The sequence below is a fragment of the Holophagaceae bacterium genome, assembly GCA_016720465.1.
GTDB lineage: Bacteria > Acidobacteriota > Holophagae > Holophagales > Holophagaceae > JANXPB01.
Map to the genome: position 1 here is coordinate 540249 of JADKKO010000002.1, position 16148 is coordinate 556396.

At 65.8% G+C, this 16148-nt stretch carries 14 protein-coding genes; 9 read left to right on the forward strand and 5 right to left on the reverse strand.

All coding sequences use genetic code 11. The features are described from left to right. Genes IPQ13_06590 through IPQ13_06600 form a run of 3 tightly spaced genes read right to left on the reverse strand, consistent with a single transcriptional unit; the run spans position 1 to position 4837 of the window. Positions 1-2091, reverse strand: coding sequence for a DUF3488 domain-containing protein (locus IPQ13_06590; GenBank protein ID MBL0210568.1), 2091 nt, complete (start codon positions 2089-2091; stop codon positions 1-3). A gap of 23 nt (positions 2092-2114) precedes the next feature. Next, a complete protein-coding gene (locus tag IPQ13_06595) occupies positions 2115-3671 on the reverse strand; it encodes an ABC transporter substrate-binding protein (protein ID MBL0210569.1) in 1557 nt (518 codons plus the stop codon). Positions 3672-3691: 20 nt separating this feature from the next. Beyond that, the gene (locus IPQ13_06600) at positions 3692-4837 is read right to left on the reverse strand and encodes an anhydro-N-acetylmuramic acid kinase (protein ID MBL0210570.1); all 1146 of its coding nucleotides are present in this window, start codon (positions 4835-4837) and stop codon (positions 3692-3694) included. Positions 4838-4994: 157 nt separating this feature from the next. Here IPQ13_06600 and IPQ13_06605 point away from each other — a divergent pair, with 157 nt between their 5' ends. Continuing rightward, entirely contained in the window at positions 4995-5720 is a 726-nt protein-coding gene (locus IPQ13_06605; GenBank protein ID MBL0210571.1) for a hypothetical protein, read from the forward strand. Between the two features lie 65 nt (positions 5721-5785). Here the strand turns inward: IPQ13_06605 and gatC are convergent, their stop codons facing one another. Then, the gene (gene gatC / locus IPQ13_06610; protein ID MBL0210572.1) at positions 5786-6076 is read right to left on the reverse strand and encodes an Asp-tRNA(Asn)/Glu-tRNA(Gln) amidotransferase subunit GatC; all 291 of its coding nucleotides are present in this window, start codon (positions 6074-6076) and stop codon (positions 5786-5788) included. A 183-nt stretch (positions 6077-6259) separates the two neighbouring features. On the opposite strand from gatC, the gene IPQ13_06615 reads away from it, so the two are divergent. Beyond that, positions 6260-8131 carry a hypothetical protein gene (locus IPQ13_06615; protein ID MBL0210573.1) on the forward strand — a complete coding sequence of 624 codons (1872 nt, stop codon included), beginning with the start codon at positions 6260-6262 and terminating at the stop codon, positions 8129-8131. Here IPQ13_06615 and tsaD read toward each other — a convergent pair. Further along, positions 8128-9147, reverse strand: a complete 1020-nt coding sequence (gene tsaD, locus IPQ13_06620; protein ID MBL0210574.1) for a tRNA (adenosine(37)-N6)-threonylcarbamoyltransferase complex transferase subunit TsaD — start codon at positions 9145-9147, stop codon at positions 8128-8130. The two genes, IPQ13_06615 and tsaD, sit on opposite strands and share 4 nt — an antisense overlap. A 41-nt stretch (positions 9148-9188) precedes the next feature. Between tsaD and IPQ13_06625 the strand changes: the two genes are divergently transcribed. The 7 genes from IPQ13_06625 to IPQ13_06655 all read left to right on the forward strand — a co-directional run bounded on the left by IPQ13_06625 (position 9189) and on the right by IPQ13_06655 (position 16146). Continuing rightward, a complete protein-coding gene (locus IPQ13_06625; protein ID MBL0210575.1) occupies positions 9189-10130 on the forward strand; it encodes a hypothetical protein in 942 nt (313 codons plus the stop codon). 25 nt (positions 10131-10155) lie between these two features. Continuing rightward, the gene (locus tag IPQ13_06630) at positions 10156-10497 is read left to right on the forward strand and encodes a hypothetical protein (protein ID MBL0210576.1); all 342 of its coding nucleotides are present in this window, start codon (positions 10156-10158) and stop codon (positions 10495-10497) included. A 4-nt stretch (positions 10498-10501) separates the two neighbouring features. Beyond that, positions 10502-12781, forward strand: coding sequence for a primosomal protein N' (priA, locus tag IPQ13_06635; protein MBL0210577.1), 2280 nt, complete (start codon positions 10502-10504; stop codon positions 12779-12781). A gap of 141 nt (positions 12782-12922) precedes the next feature. Continuing rightward, positions 12923-13723, forward strand: coding sequence for a prepilin-type N-terminal cleavage/methylation domain-containing protein (locus tag IPQ13_06640; protein MBL0210578.1), 801 nt, complete (start codon positions 12923-12925; stop codon positions 13721-13723). Beyond that, complete coding sequence (locus IPQ13_06645; GenBank protein ID MBL0210579.1) at positions 13723-14283, forward strand: prepilin-type N-terminal cleavage/methylation domain-containing protein; 561 nt, start codon at positions 13723-13725, stop codon at positions 14281-14283. The genes IPQ13_06640 and IPQ13_06645 overlap by 1 nt, the downstream gene beginning before the upstream one ends. Then, positions 14276-15499, forward strand: coding sequence for a hypothetical protein (locus IPQ13_06650; GenBank protein ID MBL0210580.1), 1224 nt, complete (start codon positions 14276-14278; stop codon positions 15497-15499). The genes IPQ13_06645 and IPQ13_06650 overlap by 8 nt, the downstream gene beginning before the upstream one ends. A gap of 14 nt (positions 15500-15513) precedes the next feature. Continuing rightward, positions 15514-16146: a hypothetical protein gene (locus IPQ13_06655; GenBank protein ID MBL0210581.1), complete on the forward strand. Its 633-nt coding sequence runs from the start codon at positions 15514-15516 to the stop codon at positions 16144-16146. The last annotated feature ends 2 nt before the right edge of the window (positions 16147-16148 follow it).

Below are 16148 nucleotides of genomic sequence, written 5' to 3' on the forward strand. Positions count from 1 at the left end.
TCATTTCCTCCAGTGGTTCAATTCGGTCTTCACCAGGTCCTTCAGATCCTGTTCGCCGGTGCCCGCTCCGTAGGCCACGGATTCCGCAGTGGAGGCCAGCTTCCGCAGGGCCGGTTCCCGGTCCGGCCTTTCCTTGGCCAGGCGCAGCAGCCATGCGCGCAAGGTATCGCCTTTCTTGGGAGGCACGGTGGCGCGGGTGCGGCGCAGGAGCGGGCGCAACGGCCGGAGGCTGCGAAGGCCTGGACTGCCAGGCCCGGCCAGGCCCAGGCGCCCCAGCCAGGAAGCGCGGGCGCGCCAAAGCACGATCGCGATGCCCGTGGCCAGGGCCAGCGCCACCAGCGAAACCGGCCAGGACGGGCCTGTTCCTTTGAGAGAGCCGAAATTCCACGATTTCACATTGCCAAAGGCCGAAAGCTTGGCGGTGGCCCAGTCGAATCCGATGGACTGGTCCTCGCCGGTAAAACGCACCACATGGCGGTCCCATCGGAACCGTACGGCGTCCGCCCACCGCTGGACCGCCCCCATGAACCCTTGCGTCAAAGCGCTGTTGGGCGGCGCCGGGGGCGTGGGATCGGACACCAGCCACAATCTCGAATCCGGATCGTAATACTCCACCCAGGAATGCGCTTCGTTCTGGGTCACCATGAAATACCCGCCTTCGGAGATCCAGGGGCCTAGCCGGTAGCCGTTCACCACCCGCGCGAAGACGCCGCGGCTGCGCAGCATCAGGGCCATGCTCGAGGCGAAATATTCGCAGTGGCCGGCTCTGGAATGCTCCAGGAAATCAGCGATGGGATCCTCCGCGGAGCCCGAAGGATTGTCCAACGTGTACGCGAAGCTCCGCAAGCGCCCGGAAAGCCGCTGGGCCAATTCCCGGGCCGGCAATTCTCCGGGCACGGTCTGGTCGGCGAAGCGGCGGGCCGCGGTCCCGGTGCTGCCGGTGTAGAGCAGGATGGCGCGCCGCGGCCCGAAAGGCTGGGGCTCCTTGACGTTGAATTTCGCACCCTGGTCCTTGGTCCTGAACGGCTCGGCGGCCCCTGCTGCTTCGCGCCGGTCCAACCCGAACAGGTTCAGATACTGCCGCCCCGGCGGTTGGTAGGACCAGCGGATGGCGCCCCCCAGGCCCCGGGTGAGCGGGATGCCGCGCGGGCTCTGGAACATCGGGTAGTCGCAGTAGGGCAGCGCCACGATGGGCGTGGAGCTGGGTTCCAGGATGATCTCGAGCGGGGGTTCATTGTCGGGCCAGATGCCAGCGGCCACCATGGACCAGGGCGCCCGCGGCGTGGCCGCCAAGGTGTCCCACCGCGCCCCGTCCAGCTTTTCCAGCGCCACGCCCCGCAGGAGAGCCAGCCGGTTGGCCAGAACAGGAATCTGCGACGGCGCCATGCCCTGGGGCGGCTGGATGCGCATGACGATTTCCGAATTGCCGGAGATGCGTCCGGTGCGTCCCAGATCCACGCTGTCGCTCAGGCCCGCGGATGTGCCCGCGAACGCGGAAACGCTCCAGGGCAATGGGCGGAGGCCGAGGGTGATGCGCGGCAGGAAGACGAAAAAGGCGCCGGCCAGCAACAGGCAGGCGAGGGTCCAGCGGAGGGTCCGGGCGTAGGGCGGGATCGGCACCGGGCCCCTGCGCAGCAAGGCGGAGGGCTCCCAGGCCTGCTGCAGCAGCACGAGGGCCGTCCCGGCGACCCAGGCGGCGGCCCAGGCCATGAACTCCAGATCGGCGGTGCTGATGGCGGTGGTGAGGAAGAGCAGGAATCCCATCAGCAGCAACTGCCGCCGCTGGGGCAATTCCCTGGGAAGCGACAGCCGAAGGCCCATGAGCATGAACAGGAGGTGCACCAGGATGGCCAGGAAGCTGCCGGACTGCCGCCGCAGGATCGGCACTTCCAGCGCGAGCAGCAGGATCAGCAGGGTCTGCAGCCAGCGGCGCCAGCGGCCCAGGTCCAGCCTCGCGGCTTCCACGCCCGCAGCCGCTCCGAGGGGAACCGCCATCCAGGCCACCTCCCAGGGCTCGTAGATCCCCGTCGTGGCCACCGCGCCATAGGCCAGCCAGGCGGGAAGATGATCGGTCCAGCGGGAATATTTCATGACCTATCCAAGATACCCCGCGCCTACTTGGCCCACACGCCTTGAAAATCGCCCACGGCATTGGGTTCCAGCTCGAAGCCAGGCCTGGCCGCCACGACCTGGTCGGGCCACCAGAGGAAGGCGTACGGAGCCTGGTCCACGATGCGCGCCTGGGCTTGCCGCAGCAGTGAAAACCGCAGGGATTCGTCGCCCGCGGCCCGCGCGGAATCCAGCAGGCGGTCCGTTTCGGCATCGGCGTAGCGGCCGCGGTTGAAGCCCGCGGGCGGCGCCATCCGGGAGTGGAAGGTGCGGTGGAGCATCTCGGGATCCGCGATGCCCACCCAACGCAGGGAAGCCACGTCGAATCGGCCCGCCATCACCTCGCTCAGCAGGGTGCCGAATTCCCGGGTGAGGATCTGCAGGTCGATGCCCAGCCCCGCCCATTGGGCCTGCAAGGCCAGGGCCTTCATGCGCGAATTGATTTCGGCGGTGGCATGCATGCGCAGGCTGAAGCGGATACCCTTTCTGCCGCGTCTGCATCCGGCCGCGTCCAGGGCATCATTCGCGGCGCGGAGCCTAGCGGTCCGGTCTGCCGGCGTGTTGGGCCGGGTCCGCGCATCGAGCCCGAAAGGCAGCTCCGGGGGGAAGAAGCCCCAGGCCTCCCGCGCCAAGCCGCCCATCAATCCCTGCACCAAGGCCGGGCGGTCCAGTGCCAGCGAAAGCGCCCGCCGGACCCGCGGATCCTTGAGCACTGGATGCTCGCAATTGAAGGCCACGTATTCGAGATTGGCGCCGGGGCGCCGATGCACCTGGAACCCGGCCGGTTCGCGCAGCAGGTCCGGGGGCAGGTTGTTGAGGCACACGTCGACGCTGCCATGGCGCAGGGCCAGCAGGCGCGACGTGGCATCGGGCAGCCAGCGTATGTCCAGGTCCAACGGCAGCCCCGCGTGCCTGGCGAAATCCGGATGGCCAGGCTTGGCGTTCAGCCTGATGCGCTGCTCCGGCACCAGCTCCCTGATGGCGTAAGGCCCAGTCCCAGCTTCTCCCGCACCCCCCGCGCCATTCTGGGTGATGCCCAGGATGCCCCGGACGAGGTTCGCGGGAAAACCGGGATCGCTGACCTTCAGGCGGAGGACGAGCTGATCGGAACTCCCCTGGTTGACGATGTGGATATCCGCGATTTCATCCTTGAAAGGCCCGGCTTTGGGACTGGAAAGGGTCGGATCCATGAGGGCCCGGATGCTTTTCAGGGCGTCTGCCGCGCGGAGCGGGCGGCCCGGGGCGAATTCGGTCCCGGTGTGGGGTCCAGGAGAATTCGGGAACGTGAAAGCCAGTTCGGTGTAGGGCTGGATCCAACGCCAGTCCACGCACGCATCCGGCAACAGTTCGAGGTCGGGTCCGCGCTTCAGCAAGGCCTGGTGGGTGAGTGAAAGCAGTTTCTGGCTGGCCTGATCCTGCCCCTGCCGCGGATCCAGGCTGATGGGAAAATTCTCCCAGGCCAGGACGGCCGCCTGGTTCCGTTCTACCCCCGGGCGCGAGGCAGGCTGGCAGGCCAGAATTCCGGCCAAGACCGGACTTGTGGCGATTCGAACCAGGCGCATCAAGACGATCGGCTGCTTGCTCAGGGGAGCACCCAGGCGCCCAGGGCGGCGGCTCTCGAAGCGCCGGTGACTTCGGGCACGTTGCCCGCTAGGCCGCAAGCGCTGGCGGCTCCGAGCAGGGCCCAGGAAACGGCCTCGCGGGCGCCGTTCGGGAACTGATGATCATCCGCGAAGGGCAGCTCGGGGAACCGGACGGACAGCTCCCGCCGGAGCCGCAGATGGCGCGCACCGCCGCCGCTGGCGAGACCGCGGAGGCTGGCCGGCAGCGGGTCCAGGCGCCTCAGTTCCGAGGCCACCGACTGGGCCGTGAAGGCAGCGAGCGTCGCGAGACGGTCAGGCAGGGGGAGGGCTTCCAACGGGGCCGATTCCATCTGAAGCCAGGCGGCGCCGAATGTTTCCCGGCCGGTGGACTTGGGCGGGGCCGCGGAGAAGAAGGGATGCGCCATCCAGCGGGCCAGCAGCGATTCATCCACGTTTCCGGAGGCGTAGGCGCCCTGGGGATCGAAGGGGATGCCGAGCCATTTTCCCGCCGCGAGGTCCAGCAGGGACATGCCGGGGCCCACGTCCCAGGCCCTCAGGTAAGCGCCGTCCCAGACTGTGATGTTGGCGATACCGCCGAGGTTCAAGGCCGCCCAGGGTTCAGCGCGGCCCCGCAACCACAGCTCCGTGAGCGTCACGAGCGGCGCGCCCTGGCCGCCCAGCGCCATGTCCATGCGGCGCAGATCGAAGACCACCGGGCAGCGCAGGGCTTCACAAAGCGAGTAGGGGTCCGCCAACTGTAAAGTCGCGCCATCCTGCGGGTGGTGCTGGATGGTCTGGCCATGCAGGGATGCCATATGGGGAGCGCCTCCCGATCCATCGGCCATCCGCCTGGCGGCAAGGGCGTGGTGGTCCCCCAAACGCCGCTGGAGCACCGTGATCTGGGAGGGCCTGAGTCGGTCCGCGGCGGCTTCCACCACCGCCTCGCGCAGATCCATCGGATAGGGCTCGTGGTGGTGGGCCAGCAGCGCGAGGAAGGGCAGGCCGCCCTGGAATCCATGCGGATCCACTTCCACGAGCGCCGCATCCAGGCCATCGGCGGAGGTCCCGGACATGAGTCCCAGCACCCGCCAAGGCCCCTGCTCCGGAAGCCCCGGGATGCGCCACTGGGAAGGTTCGGAGGACATGGAAGGATGATGCCAGGAATCGGCAAAGGGATGAGGCAAAGCGGTATGGGGCGGTGAGGCGCGAGGCGGCGAAGTTTCATGTGGCCGCGCCCGATCCCCATTACCCCGCACGCTCCGCGCCTGTCTTCGCTATGCTTTTCCTTTCCACGGAGCCGCCATGGCTATGTCGTTTTCCTTCATGGACTCGTTGACCTACGGCGCGCTGCTGATGAAACGCCGCGACGAAGCGGGCGGAGGATCCTCCATGGGTTGCATCATTTTCCTGATCATCGTGGGGATCGTGGCCTTCATCATCATGAAGAACCGCAGCAGCGCGCCAGCTTCGGGCCCGCTGCCGGCTCCGGGGAATCGCCAGGGGGGCGGCAGCGGAGCCGCGATGCCCAACTTCGTGAACCCCTACGACAAGTGCCCCAATTGCGGAGCCAAGGGCGACAAGATGAAATCCACCTGGGACGGCATGCGCAAGGTCCAGTGGACATGCGGCTACTGCGCTTCCCTGGCCGGCGTGCAGGAGCTGAAGGATGAGGAGCTGCCCGCTTCGGCCAAGGCAAGGCTGGGCATCGGCCAGGCTCCGGGCGCCCAGAACATGATGGGAGGCCCGGGCTATCCAGGCAGCGGCAGCGGCGTGGGCGGCCTGCTCACGGGCATGATGCTTGGCAGCATGCTGGGGGGCGACCATCACGATCATTCCGGCGACGGCGGATTCGGTTCCAGCGGCACCGGCGGCACGAGTTCCAATTCCGATTGGGGCGAATCCGGCGGCAGCGGCTGGGGTGATTCCGGCTCCTCGGATTCTGGCTCTTCCGATTCCGGCGGTGGCTGGGGCGATTCGGGCGGCGGCGACTCCGGCGGCGGAGACAGCGGTGGCGGCGGGGACTGGTGATCCATTGATCCGATCTGTTCGGGGGGCCGCCAAGGCCCCCTTTTTTCTGCGGCCTTCTGCGGACCTCAGCCCGGCATCACCTTCGGCACGACGAAATGGCCTTGGTCGTGTTCCGGGGCATTGGCCAGGGCCTGGGCCTGGGTGAAGCACTCCAGTACCTCGTCCTCGCGCCGGGGCAGGATCAGGTTCAGGCCATGGGTGGTGGGTTCCACGCCCTCAAGAGGCAACGCGTCCAGGCTTTCAGCGTGGCTCAGCATCCGGGCCATGGCCAGCCGCATGGGTTCGATTTCTGTTTCGTCCAGCTGGAGGCTCGCGAGCTTTGCGCAGCGCAGCACATCTTCGCGCGTGACTTCCATGGTCCCTCCTCCGCTGCTCCGGCAAAACCCACCCCCCGGCACGGGTCCGGCATCAAAGGTGGCTAAGGCCTGATGCTGGATGCAAGCAATGGGATGCCAGCCTCCCTGACCAGTAGACCCGAATCCATGGGCGGCCGCCAGCCGCCTCTGCGATACGATGGAGCATCCAATTCGAGGCCTGCCGTGAAACTGATTCCTGCCCTGCTCTCCGCTTCCCTGCTCGGTTCTCCCCGCGTGCCCTTGGCGGCCCAGGAGGCTCCGGCGGCAGCCCCTCTGGCGCCGGTGCAGGAGATCGCCAAGGTTGATGCGCTGGGCGCCATGGCCTGGGTCCCGAAGGGCGCCAGCACGGTCATCCTCGTGAACCACCCGGCCCGCACCCTGGAAGCCATGGGCCGCCTGGCCAGCCACATGAAACTGAAAGGCGCCGCCCTGATGCGGCAGACGCTGGTGGATGATTTCGGCGGCGAGCCGTTGATGGATCGGGAGACGAGCCTGGTGGAGTTCAACTATCCGCTGCAAGGCGAGAAGAACGAATCCGCAAGCAAAACCGTGCAGCTTCGGATCATGCGGGTGCCCTCCATGAAGGATTTCACGGCCAGGTTCAAGGCCAAGCCCATGAGCGGTGGATTCTTCGAGGGCCAGGTCAAGGGCAAGCCGGTCCTGGCGGCCTTCCGCAGCGGCTACGCCATCCTGGCTCCCAAGGCCGATCTCGCGGTGCTGAAGGCAGTCCTGGCGGAACGGGAAGTGTTTCCCCTGCCTCCCCAATCCCAGCGGGGATGGTTGCTGGAGCAGGACGTGGCCATGCTGTTTCCCGTGGCGGTGCTGGCGGAAGCGGCCAAGACGGAAGCCGCCAAAAAAGAGGGAAAGAAGGAGGCATTGCTGGCGCCCATGGACGGGCTCATGGAACTCGTGCGCAAGAATCCGGAGGGCGAAGTCAGCCACATTGCCGTCGGCGCCAAGACCGAAGATGGAGGAGGCATCTCCTTCGAAGCGCGCCTCGGATTCACAGAGATCGGCCAGGCGGCCCGGATGGCAGCCGGGGTGCAGGGTTCCCTTGCGGACGTGGTGGGCGTCGCCACCAAGGGCCTTCCCGCTTCGGCCTATGCCCTGGCCATGACCGCGGTCATGCCCTCTGGCTATGTGTCCTGGTTGAATTCGACGTCCGCTTCCCAAGGCGCGGCCATCACGGCCGGGCAGAAGGAGCGTCTCGCCGCCCTGGGCGGGGTGTTGCAGGGGCTCAAGTCGTTCGCCTTCGTGTGGAGCCTGGATGCTCCGGGCGAGCCGGGAGCCGCCAGCCAGAAGCCGCTCCAAGGGGCGCTCCTGTCTCTGCAGGTGGAGGATGCCGAAGCCAGCCTCCGAGCCCTGGAAGCCTATGCCAGGCTCAAGCCCGAAAGCGGGGAGTCCATGGCCTCGGAACGGGGCGAGCACATGGGTCGGACGCTGCTCAAACTCGTGGTGCCAACGCCCAAGCCCGCAGCCCCCAAGGAGGGCGAGGAGCGGAAAAGGCCCATGGTGGATCCCTCGGCGATCTTCGGCAAGGACCCCGTCGCCACGCTGCTGTGGGCCTACGACCCGCACACGGTGCTGGTGGGCTTCGGCGATGCCCCCGCCGCCTTCGCATCGTCCATCCAGGCCCTGGAACATCCTGAGAAAAGCCTGGGGCAGCTACCTGCTTTCGCCCTGACCCAGGACATGCTCGGCACGGAACAGCAGATGCAGGTGTACTTGAGCCTGCAGGACATTCTTGGCGCCGTCACGCGCATGCTGCCGATCCCCATCGAGCTCTCCGCCAGCGCCCGGACCGCGCCGCCCCTGGGGCTGGGCTTCAGCCTCGCTGCTTCGGGGATCACGGTCCGCGCCGTGGCGCCCGGCGAGACCGTGGAACTGGTAGGCACCATCCTGGAATCCGCCATGAAGATGAGCCAAGCTGCCAAGGCCGGTGCCAAGGCCGACATGAGCCCCGAAGAAGCCTCGGCGGAAGAGAAGGCCGAAAAGCCCGCGCCCAAGAAAGCGCCGGCGAAGTCAGCTAAAAAAACCGTTAAGAAAAAGCCTTAGCCGAGCGCCAATCCCGAATCGGCGTTTTCAGCCCAGGGCGCTTCCACCGCTGGCAGCATGGCTCCGGCCGCCGCGATCATGGCGCCGTTGTCGGTGCAGAACCTGGGCTCGGGGATGGCCAGGCGCAGGCCCAGTCGCTGCGCGAGCTGCGCTGCATCGGCCCGCAGCCTGGAGTTGCAGGCCACACCGCCGGAAATGATGAAACTCCGGGCCCCGATGGCGTCCGCCCATTCGGCCACTGGTTTGAGCAGCCAAGCGGAAACCGCATCCTGCAAACTGCGGCAGAGGCTCTGGACGTTTGGGTCGCCGGCCCCGGCGAAGGCCAGGTCCGGATCCGCTGCGATGCGCAGTTTCATGGCCGTCTTCAGCCCCGAAAAGCTCCAGGCGGGTTTGCCATCGCGGAATTTCGGCGGCGTGAAAGCCGCTGCGGCCTTCGAGGCTTTTTGAGCGCAGGCGTCCACCAGGGGGCCGCCGGGATAGCCAAGGTTCAGCATCCGCGCGCCTTTGTCGAAGGCCTCGCCGGCGGCATCGTCCCGGGTTTTCTGAAGCAGTTCCAGATGGGTCCAGTCCACCGCCCGGTAAAGATGCGTGTGCCCGCCGCTGACCAGCAGGACCAGGGCCGGGAAGGCCAGGTCCGGCGCCGCGAAGCGCGCGGCGTTGAGATGCCCCAGCAGATGGTGCACGCCCACCCATGGAATGCCCATGCGCCAGGCCATGGCTTTGCTCGCGGAGAAAGTGGTGAGCAAGGAACCCACCAGGCCGGGGCCTTGGGTGACGGCGATGCGATCAATCCCTTCGAGCGGGATTCCGGCATTTTCCAACGCCTCGGCGATGGTGCCCCGCACCTGCAGCAGATGCTCGCGGGCCGCCAGCTCCGGCACCACGCCCCCAAAAGGACCGTGCAGCGCGTCCTGGCTGCGACGCACCAGGGAGCGCAACACAGGCCCCGAGGCAGTCTCCTCCACCACCGCCGCAGAACAGTCGTCGCAGGAACTTTCGAGGCCGAGGATGAACATGGGTATAGGTATCCTAACCTCTGATTCCTCCTGGAGCCCGCGTGCGAAAGACCCTCTGCCTAATCCTCATGAGTGCTGGAGCGGTGTTGGTGGCCCAGGCCCCTGCTACGGCACCACCCATGGTCCGGCTGCTGGAGATGGGGCTCCAGGAATTAAAAATCGGGACCCTGATCGTTCTGGATGATCCAAAGGGCGAGTGGAAACCCAAGGTGGATGCGATGGTTTCAGATCCTGCCTGGATCGATCTAGAACTTTCCATTCGCTACTACGGGCAAAAAGCCCCCGAGGTCGGTGCCTGGCTGATGGCCAAACATGGGGTCGGCCCCGGACCTTGCTGGGCGCTTTTCGCGGAGAAGGGGCGGCTGGTGGCATCTGGGACCACGGTCCCGAAAACCGAGGCCATAGCCACCGCGGCCCAAGAAGCCGGTATTAAAACCTCTTGTGGCCTGCTTCGTGAGTTCCTCCGAACCAACCCGGACCACCTAGAGGCCCAGCAAGTGCTTCTCCGGCTCCTCACCACGAAGGCCTCCACCAAGATGAAGGTGAAACTTGGAGAGAAACTCAAGCCAGTCCGACCTGCCGATGAAAAGCAGGACTTCGAAAAATACCGCCGTGAATACGAAGCCGAACAAGAGGCGAAGGAGGAGGCGAAAGCGAAGGCAGCAGCCGAAAAGCCCCCTCAGGATCTTCAAGCAGAGGAGGACCAGGCGATCTGGGGTGAAGTGGCGGACCGCCTCGCGGTTCTTTTCCGAAGCGGGGATTGGGCTTTGGCGGATACGTGGGGGAATTTCGTGCCAAGCGAGATTGCCGCCCGGAGTCCACGGATCAGGGACGTTAGCCTCCGGGCCCTGCCGGAAGTCGAAGCAGCCCTGGCCCGGAGACCCAACGAGTGGTCGCTTTGGTCCATCTGGCTGGCGCTGTCCAAAATGGTCGGGGGGCGGCCCATCCGCCCCTTGCTGGATTCACTGACCCCGCCCAACTAGCTCGGCAAGTGCATGGCCGCCCTACATGGTCCGCGATGCCTACGTCAAAGACGCACGCGCCAGGAATGACTGGCAAGGCATCAAGGATTTGTTGCTGCCGCAATGGGAGATGCAGGAACTCTGGCGGCCACTTGAGGGGAACTCCAAATGGGTGCAGCAGGTGGATGGAAAGATCCAGGAAAGTGTGGAGACGGGCTCGGACTGGCGGGGCTTCACGGAGCCTTTGGCAGAGGCGCTCCTGCGGCTCGGGGAAACCCACTTGGCAGACCGCATCGTCACTTCCTCCTTCAACGCGCGCCAACGGCCCGGCTGCAACCAGCCTGGCCTCGCTGCCCAATGGGGGGCGCTCGTCCCCCCTGTGAAATAAGATTGTGCCCCTCGTCCCCACCCGCATTGAACTGGCGCGGCCGCTGCCGCCGCTGACCTACCTGGCGCCGGAAGGAATTCCGTCCGGCGTGCGGGTGCGGGTGAAGCTGCGCAACGGCGCGGCCATGGGGGTGGTGCTGGGCGCGGACCCACGGCCGCCTTCGGTGAAGCTGAAACCCATCGAATCCGTCGTGGATCCCTTCCCGCTGCTGCCGCCGAAGCTTCGCGACCTGCTGGCCTTCGCCGCCGAGTATTACGCCGTGAGCATCGCGCACCTCATGCCGCTCTGCCTTCCGATTGCCTTGATCCCGGATTGGGAGATCGAACTCGAGAACGGCGAACGGCTGGCGGATCTGCGCGATGCGGGACGGTGGGCCGAGTTGGCGGCGCACGGCGAGGCCTGGCATCGCGGCGAGGAAACCCTGCGCGGTCTGTTGCACAGCCGCGGCCGCCGTGGCGCCGGCCTGACCGAAGTGCGCCGCACCGCGCTGCCGCACCCGCTGAAGGTCACGCCCACACAGGCCAAGGCCCTGGTGGACCTGGAAGCAGCCGGCGGAACGATGCTGGAATCGGAGCTTAGGGAACGCACGGGTGCGAGCGCGGCGATACTCGCGGCCCTGGAAGCCAAGGGCCTGATCCAGCGCACCCGGCGGCTGGATCTGCTGTCCCGGCGGCGGGAGGAGGGCATTGATCAGCGCGTCACGCTGAACCATGAACAGTGGGTGGCGGCCGAGGCCGTGGATAGGTCTGATTTCGGCGTGCATCTTTTGTCGGGCGTGACGGGCTCGGGCAAGACCGAGGTCTATCTCGAACTGGCGGAACGGGTGTTGCGCCAGGGCAGGCGCGTCCTTTGGCTGGTGCCGGAGATCGGCCTGACGCCTGGGCTGCTGGCCAGGCTTGAAGCCCGCTTCCCGGGACAGGTGGCCCTTGGGCACGCGGAGCTGAACCTCTCGGAAAAGCAGGCGGATGTGGTGCGCCTGCTGCAGGACGAGGCGCCCATCTTCGTGGGAGTCCGGAACGCGGCGCTCGCGCCCCTCCGGAACATCGGCCTCATCGTGGTGGATGAGGAACACGAGGGCTCCTACAAGTCCGAGGAGCACCCCCGGATCCATGCCCGCGACCTGGCCATCAAGCGGGGGCAGATCGAGCACTGCCCGGTGGTCCTGGGATCGGCCACGCCCTCCCTGGAAAGCTGGCAGGCCGCCCAGCAGGGCCGCTACAAGCTGCTGAAGCTCACCCAGCGGCCCAGTGGCATCGACCTTCCGGAAGTCCAGGTGGTGGATCTGAGGGACGCCTTCCGCGAACAGCGGAAGCGGGTTGTTTTTTCGAAGCCGCTGCTGGCGGGCATCTCCGAGTCGCTGGCCCGCGGAGAGCAGGCCATGCTCCTGCTCAACCGCCGGGGCTTCGAGAATTTCTGGATGTGCCGTTCCTGCGGCAAGCCGCTGGATTGCCCCCATTGCGCCGTGAGCCTGACCTACCACAAGGGGCCGTACCGGCTCCGCTGCCATCTCTGTGGATTCGAAGCGGTGCCACCGGAGGTCTGCCCCCATTGCCATGCGGACCACCTGCGCGGGGTCGGCGAGGGCACCGAGCAGATCGAAGACCAATTGCAGGCGCTGTTCCCCAAGGCGCGCATCCTGCGGTTGGACCGGGACACCACCACCCGCAAGGGTTCCATGGAAGCGGGCCTGCTGGCGGCGGAGCGGGGCCAGGTGGACATTCTCGTGGGCACGCAGATGCTGGCAAAAGGACACAACTTCCCGCACCTGACATTGGTGGGGATCCTCAACGCCGACCAGGGCCTCCGTTTCCCGGATTTCCGCGCGGCCGAGCGGACCTTCCAATTGCTGACCCAAGTCGCGGGGCGCTCCGGACGGGCCGCAAAACCCGGTCGCGTGGTCCTGCAGACCTACAGCCCGGACCACCCGGCCATCGCCTTTGCCATCCGCCAGGATTTCGAAGGTTTCGCCGGCCAGGAACTGGACTATCGGGAGGCCCTGGCCTACCCGCCGTTCACGGCGCTCGCGCTCTTTCGCAGCGAAGCGGATTCGATGGAGGCCGCGAAGCAGGCCCTTGAAATCCAGAAAGCCAGGTTCGCCTCCGTGCCGGGCTTGCGGTTGCTGGGGCCGCTGGAGGCTCCGGTATCCAAAGTCAGGGACCGTTTCCGCATGCACCTCTTGGTGAAGGCCCGTCAGAGAAGCGGGATTTCCGCCGCCCTCCAGGCAGCGCCGCTGTTGGCTGGGGGGCCTGTGGTGCTGGATCGCGATCCCATCAATTTCGGGTGATGTATAAAAAATAGTCATATACTCGACAATATCCCCTTGCGGGGAATTCGGATGAATCTAAAATTACTGAATAAACCACTTAAAAAAATTTGCGGGACTCACCCGCAAAACCCATCCTCAACCCTGCGCCCGAGGCCTCCCATGAAGCACCCACCCAACCCCCAGAAGGGCTTCAGCCTGATCGAGCTATTGGTGGTGCTGGCCATCGTCGGAGTCCTGGCTATCGCAGGGATCTCCATGATGGGCAACCGCACCGGAGGCGCGGTGCGTGGCCTTCTCGACGAACTCGAGGGCGGTCTGCTCGATGCCCACAAGTTCGCGGTGGCCACGGGCAGGGATGTGACCATCGTGTCCCAGGGCAAGTGGACCCCGGGCGAGCCCCTGGTCATGGTCCGTGGGGACGCCACCATCACCACCCTCGCTCCTCTGCAGTGGAGCAACATCCTGAATGACCTGAGGGATGGCCATCCGGACCTTCCCACCACCGACAAGACTGGGTTCACCACCAATCAGATCTCTTCGCTTTCCCTTTCCTTCCGCCTGAATTCCACCGCCACGAGTCTGGCACGCGAGCATATGAATGCGGGCATCGCCGTGCAGGGCAGTCCCTGGTGGGCGAACGCCATGATGGTTTCCGGTGGAAAACAGAATGAGGACATCACCAGCGTGGAGCCCTTCAAGTCCGATGCGGGTTTCAACGCGGCGGTCACGGCCCCGAACTTCCTCTTCGATGGCGCCGGAACCCCGAACCATACGGAAATCAGCGGCGCCAACAAGCGGTTCAATTCCACCTTCGTGATTCCGGTCGTCGGCATCAGCGGCGGCAACGCCATTCCGGGCGGGGCCATGGGCCTGATCGTCGTGCAGAACAATGGGGCAACCATCTACAAGTTCTACAATCCCGGCGTCCGTGATGGTGACGGCAAATGGCGGAGGATCTGATGCGTCTAACTTCCAATCGCAGCGCGGCTGGCCGGCGGAAGGGCCAGGCGGGGTTCAGCATGATCGAGATGCTGATGACCGCCTTCATCCTGGCCATCGGAATTCTCGGCCTGTCCATGCTCCAGGTCATGTCTCTCAAGGCCTCCCGGGGCAGCCGCAGCCTCACCACCGCGGTTCAAGTGGGCGAGAAGGTCATGGATCAGGTCGAGATGGAGGGCCGCCTCAGCTGGCTCAACATCACGGACAGCCAATACACCGTCCCCCCCGCGGTTCCCACCCAGTATGTCTCGCTGGCGGCCAGCGCCCCTCCCGCAGGCGGACTCGAGCAGGTCTTCAACATCAAGGGGCAGGATCCCCAGCCCAGTTCCACAGACCCCGCGGACAAGAACCCCTATTTCACGGTGACGACCTACCGCCTTCCGGACGCGGTCGGTGGGGGAGCCACCGGGAACATGAGCAATTTCGTCGTGCAGGTTGATTTCGTGGACATCGTCAACGCCACCACGAACGCCCAGGTCCACCGCACGGTCACCCTCACCCGGAGGATCCTCCATGGCTAGCTTCCCAAACACTGCCGAGCGGCATTCCAGGATTCCGGCTGCCGCGACTTCGGGTTTCTCGTTGGTGGAACTGATGGTGGCTCTGCTGTTCACGGGCCTGCTCATGACGGGCATGGCCCAGGTTTTCAAGTCGAGCCTCACCAGTTTCTACACCTCGGGGGAAGTCCTTTCCAGCGCCCGACGCAACCGCGCTTCCATCGACCTGCTGTATGACGACTTGAATTCCGCAGGCATGTACCTGACCAGTCTTTCCGCCCCCCCCTCGGAAGTCGCTGCCACCAATCCCGCCTTTTACGTGTTGCCGAATCAGGCCGTCGTGCCCGCCGGCGGACCGGATGATCCGGCCACCGCGGACCAACTGCTGTTCTACCTCGATCAGCCCTTGGCTTTCGAAGGGTCGATCTCGACGGCCGGACGCAGCGCCGCTGAAATCATCGGCGGGGGCGGCGTGGTGGCCACGGGCGCCGGCGGCGACAGCGAATTCCAGATCGACTGCGGGGACCCGGCCTACGCCAATCTCCTGTCTTCCGCGGTCACGGCCGCGGCGGCCCAGGTGCCGCCCGCCGGCCTATCCATGGTTTTCAAGGACTCCTGGGAAACCTTGTACTTCAACGCAGCCACGGTTTCCGGAAGCACGGTCACCATCAATGCCATCGGGGATCCTGGGGTCGCCATCTCTGGACTCGGCTCCCAGGGAACGCCCGCCAAGGCGAAGCACATCCCGGGGGCGGCGGTCCTTTTCTACCGGCCCTCCCAGATGGTCCGCTACAGCATCAAGATGAAGCAACTGGATCCCCAGAACGCCAATGGCATTCCCTGCCTTGTGCGGGACCAGGGCACCTATGCCGCCGGAGCCTTCGTCGCGGACCCGACCCAGGAATCCATCATCACCGAGAATGTTTCGGGCTTCAAAGCCTACCTGAGCGCCGACTCCGGAAACACCTGGGCGGGACAGGGCGCGGCGTATACAGACTGGGCCTCGCTCCGGGCGGATCTTGACACGCAGCTGGTGGCGGCAGGCCGCAAGGACTACACCACCACCCAAGGGAACGAACATTGGTTCCGGAAGATCCCCACCCTGGTCCGCCTGGACATCACCACGCGCACCGCCACCAAGCGCTCCGAGTATTCCGCCAATCCGACCACCGCGGCCTACCGTGAACTGGTCCAGAGCCTTGTCATCGTGCCCCGGCACTTTGGCTTGCCCCTGAACTGAGCCAGGAGATCCTGATGTCGAAAACCGACCGCACCCAGACCTTCACCCCACAGACAGGCGGCATCACCATCCTGGTGGCGCTGGCCCTCCTGGTGCTGCTCACCATCGCCGCCGTGGGCATGTCCCGCAATTCCTTCCGCGAAGTGGTCATTTCGGGCACCAGCCGACAGGGAGCCATGGTCCGCAACACCGCGGATGCCGGCGTTGAATGGTCCATCTATTGGCTGGATCTGGCCAATGCGCCGAGCGCGACCTTGACCAGCCTCAAACTGCAGGCGCTGAAGAACAGCCTGCTCCTGGATGACACCAAATCCGGCCGGGCCTGGGATGTGATCGGGGGGGCCGCCGTGCCGTACACGACGCCGCCGAGCGTGACGAGCCTGCCTGCCGATCAGATCTTTTCCACGGTCGCCGATAACAGCCAAGGATTCAGCGTGGCCTTGACCCGCATGGGCAAGCTGCCCATCACCGACACGAGCCAGGGCACCACCCAAGCCGGATTCACGCCGGCCCAGGGCGGTGTCTCCAAACAGGCCCCGGATCTCTGGGCGGTCCGTTCCGACGGCCAACTCCAAGTGGGCACCGGCGTGCTCGCGCCCACCTTCCTCCATTCCAAAGAAGCCTGGATCACCACCCCCGTCCAATAAGT

Coding starts and splice junctions, on each gene's coding strand:
- IPQ13_06590 (MBL0210568.1), bottom strand. CDS start 2,091: ATGAAATATTCCCGCTGGACCGATCATCTTCCCGCCTGGCTGGCCTAT.
- IPQ13_06595 (MBL0210569.1), bottom strand. CDS start 3,671: ATGCGCCTGGTTCGAATCGCCACAAGTCCGGTCTTGGCCGGAATTCTG.
- IPQ13_06600 (MBL0210570.1), bottom strand. CDS start 4,837: ATGTCCTCCGAACCTTCCCAGTGGCGCATCCCGGGGCTTCCGGAGCAG.
- IPQ13_06605 (MBL0210571.1), top strand. CDS start 4,995: ATGGCTATGTCGTTTTCCTTCATGGACTCGTTGACCTACGGCGCGCTG.
- gatC (MBL0210572.1), bottom strand. CDS start 6,076: ATGGAAGTCACGCGCGAAGATGTGCTGCGCTGCGCAAAGCTCGCGAGC.
- tsaD (MBL0210574.1), bottom strand. CDS start 9,147: ATGTTCATCCTCGGCCTCGAAAGTTCCTGCGACGACTGTTCTGCGGCG.
- IPQ13_06630 (MBL0210576.1), top strand. CDS start 10,156: ATGGTCCGCGATGCCTACGTCAAAGACGCACGCGCCAGGAATGACTGG.
- IPQ13_06640 (MBL0210578.1), top strand. CDS start 12,923: ATGAAGCACCCACCCAACCCCCAGAAGGGCTTCAGCCTGATCGAGCTA.
- IPQ13_06645 (MBL0210579.1), top strand. CDS start 13,723: ATGCGTCTAACTTCCAATCGCAGCGCGGCTGGCCGGCGGAAGGGCCAG.
- IPQ13_06650 (MBL0210580.1), top strand. CDS start 14,276: ATGGCTAGCTTCCCAAACACTGCCGAGCGGCATTCCAGGATTCCGGCT.
- IPQ13_06655 (MBL0210581.1), top strand. CDS start 15,514: ATGTCGAAAACCGACCGCACCCAGACCTTCACCCCACAGACAGGCGGC.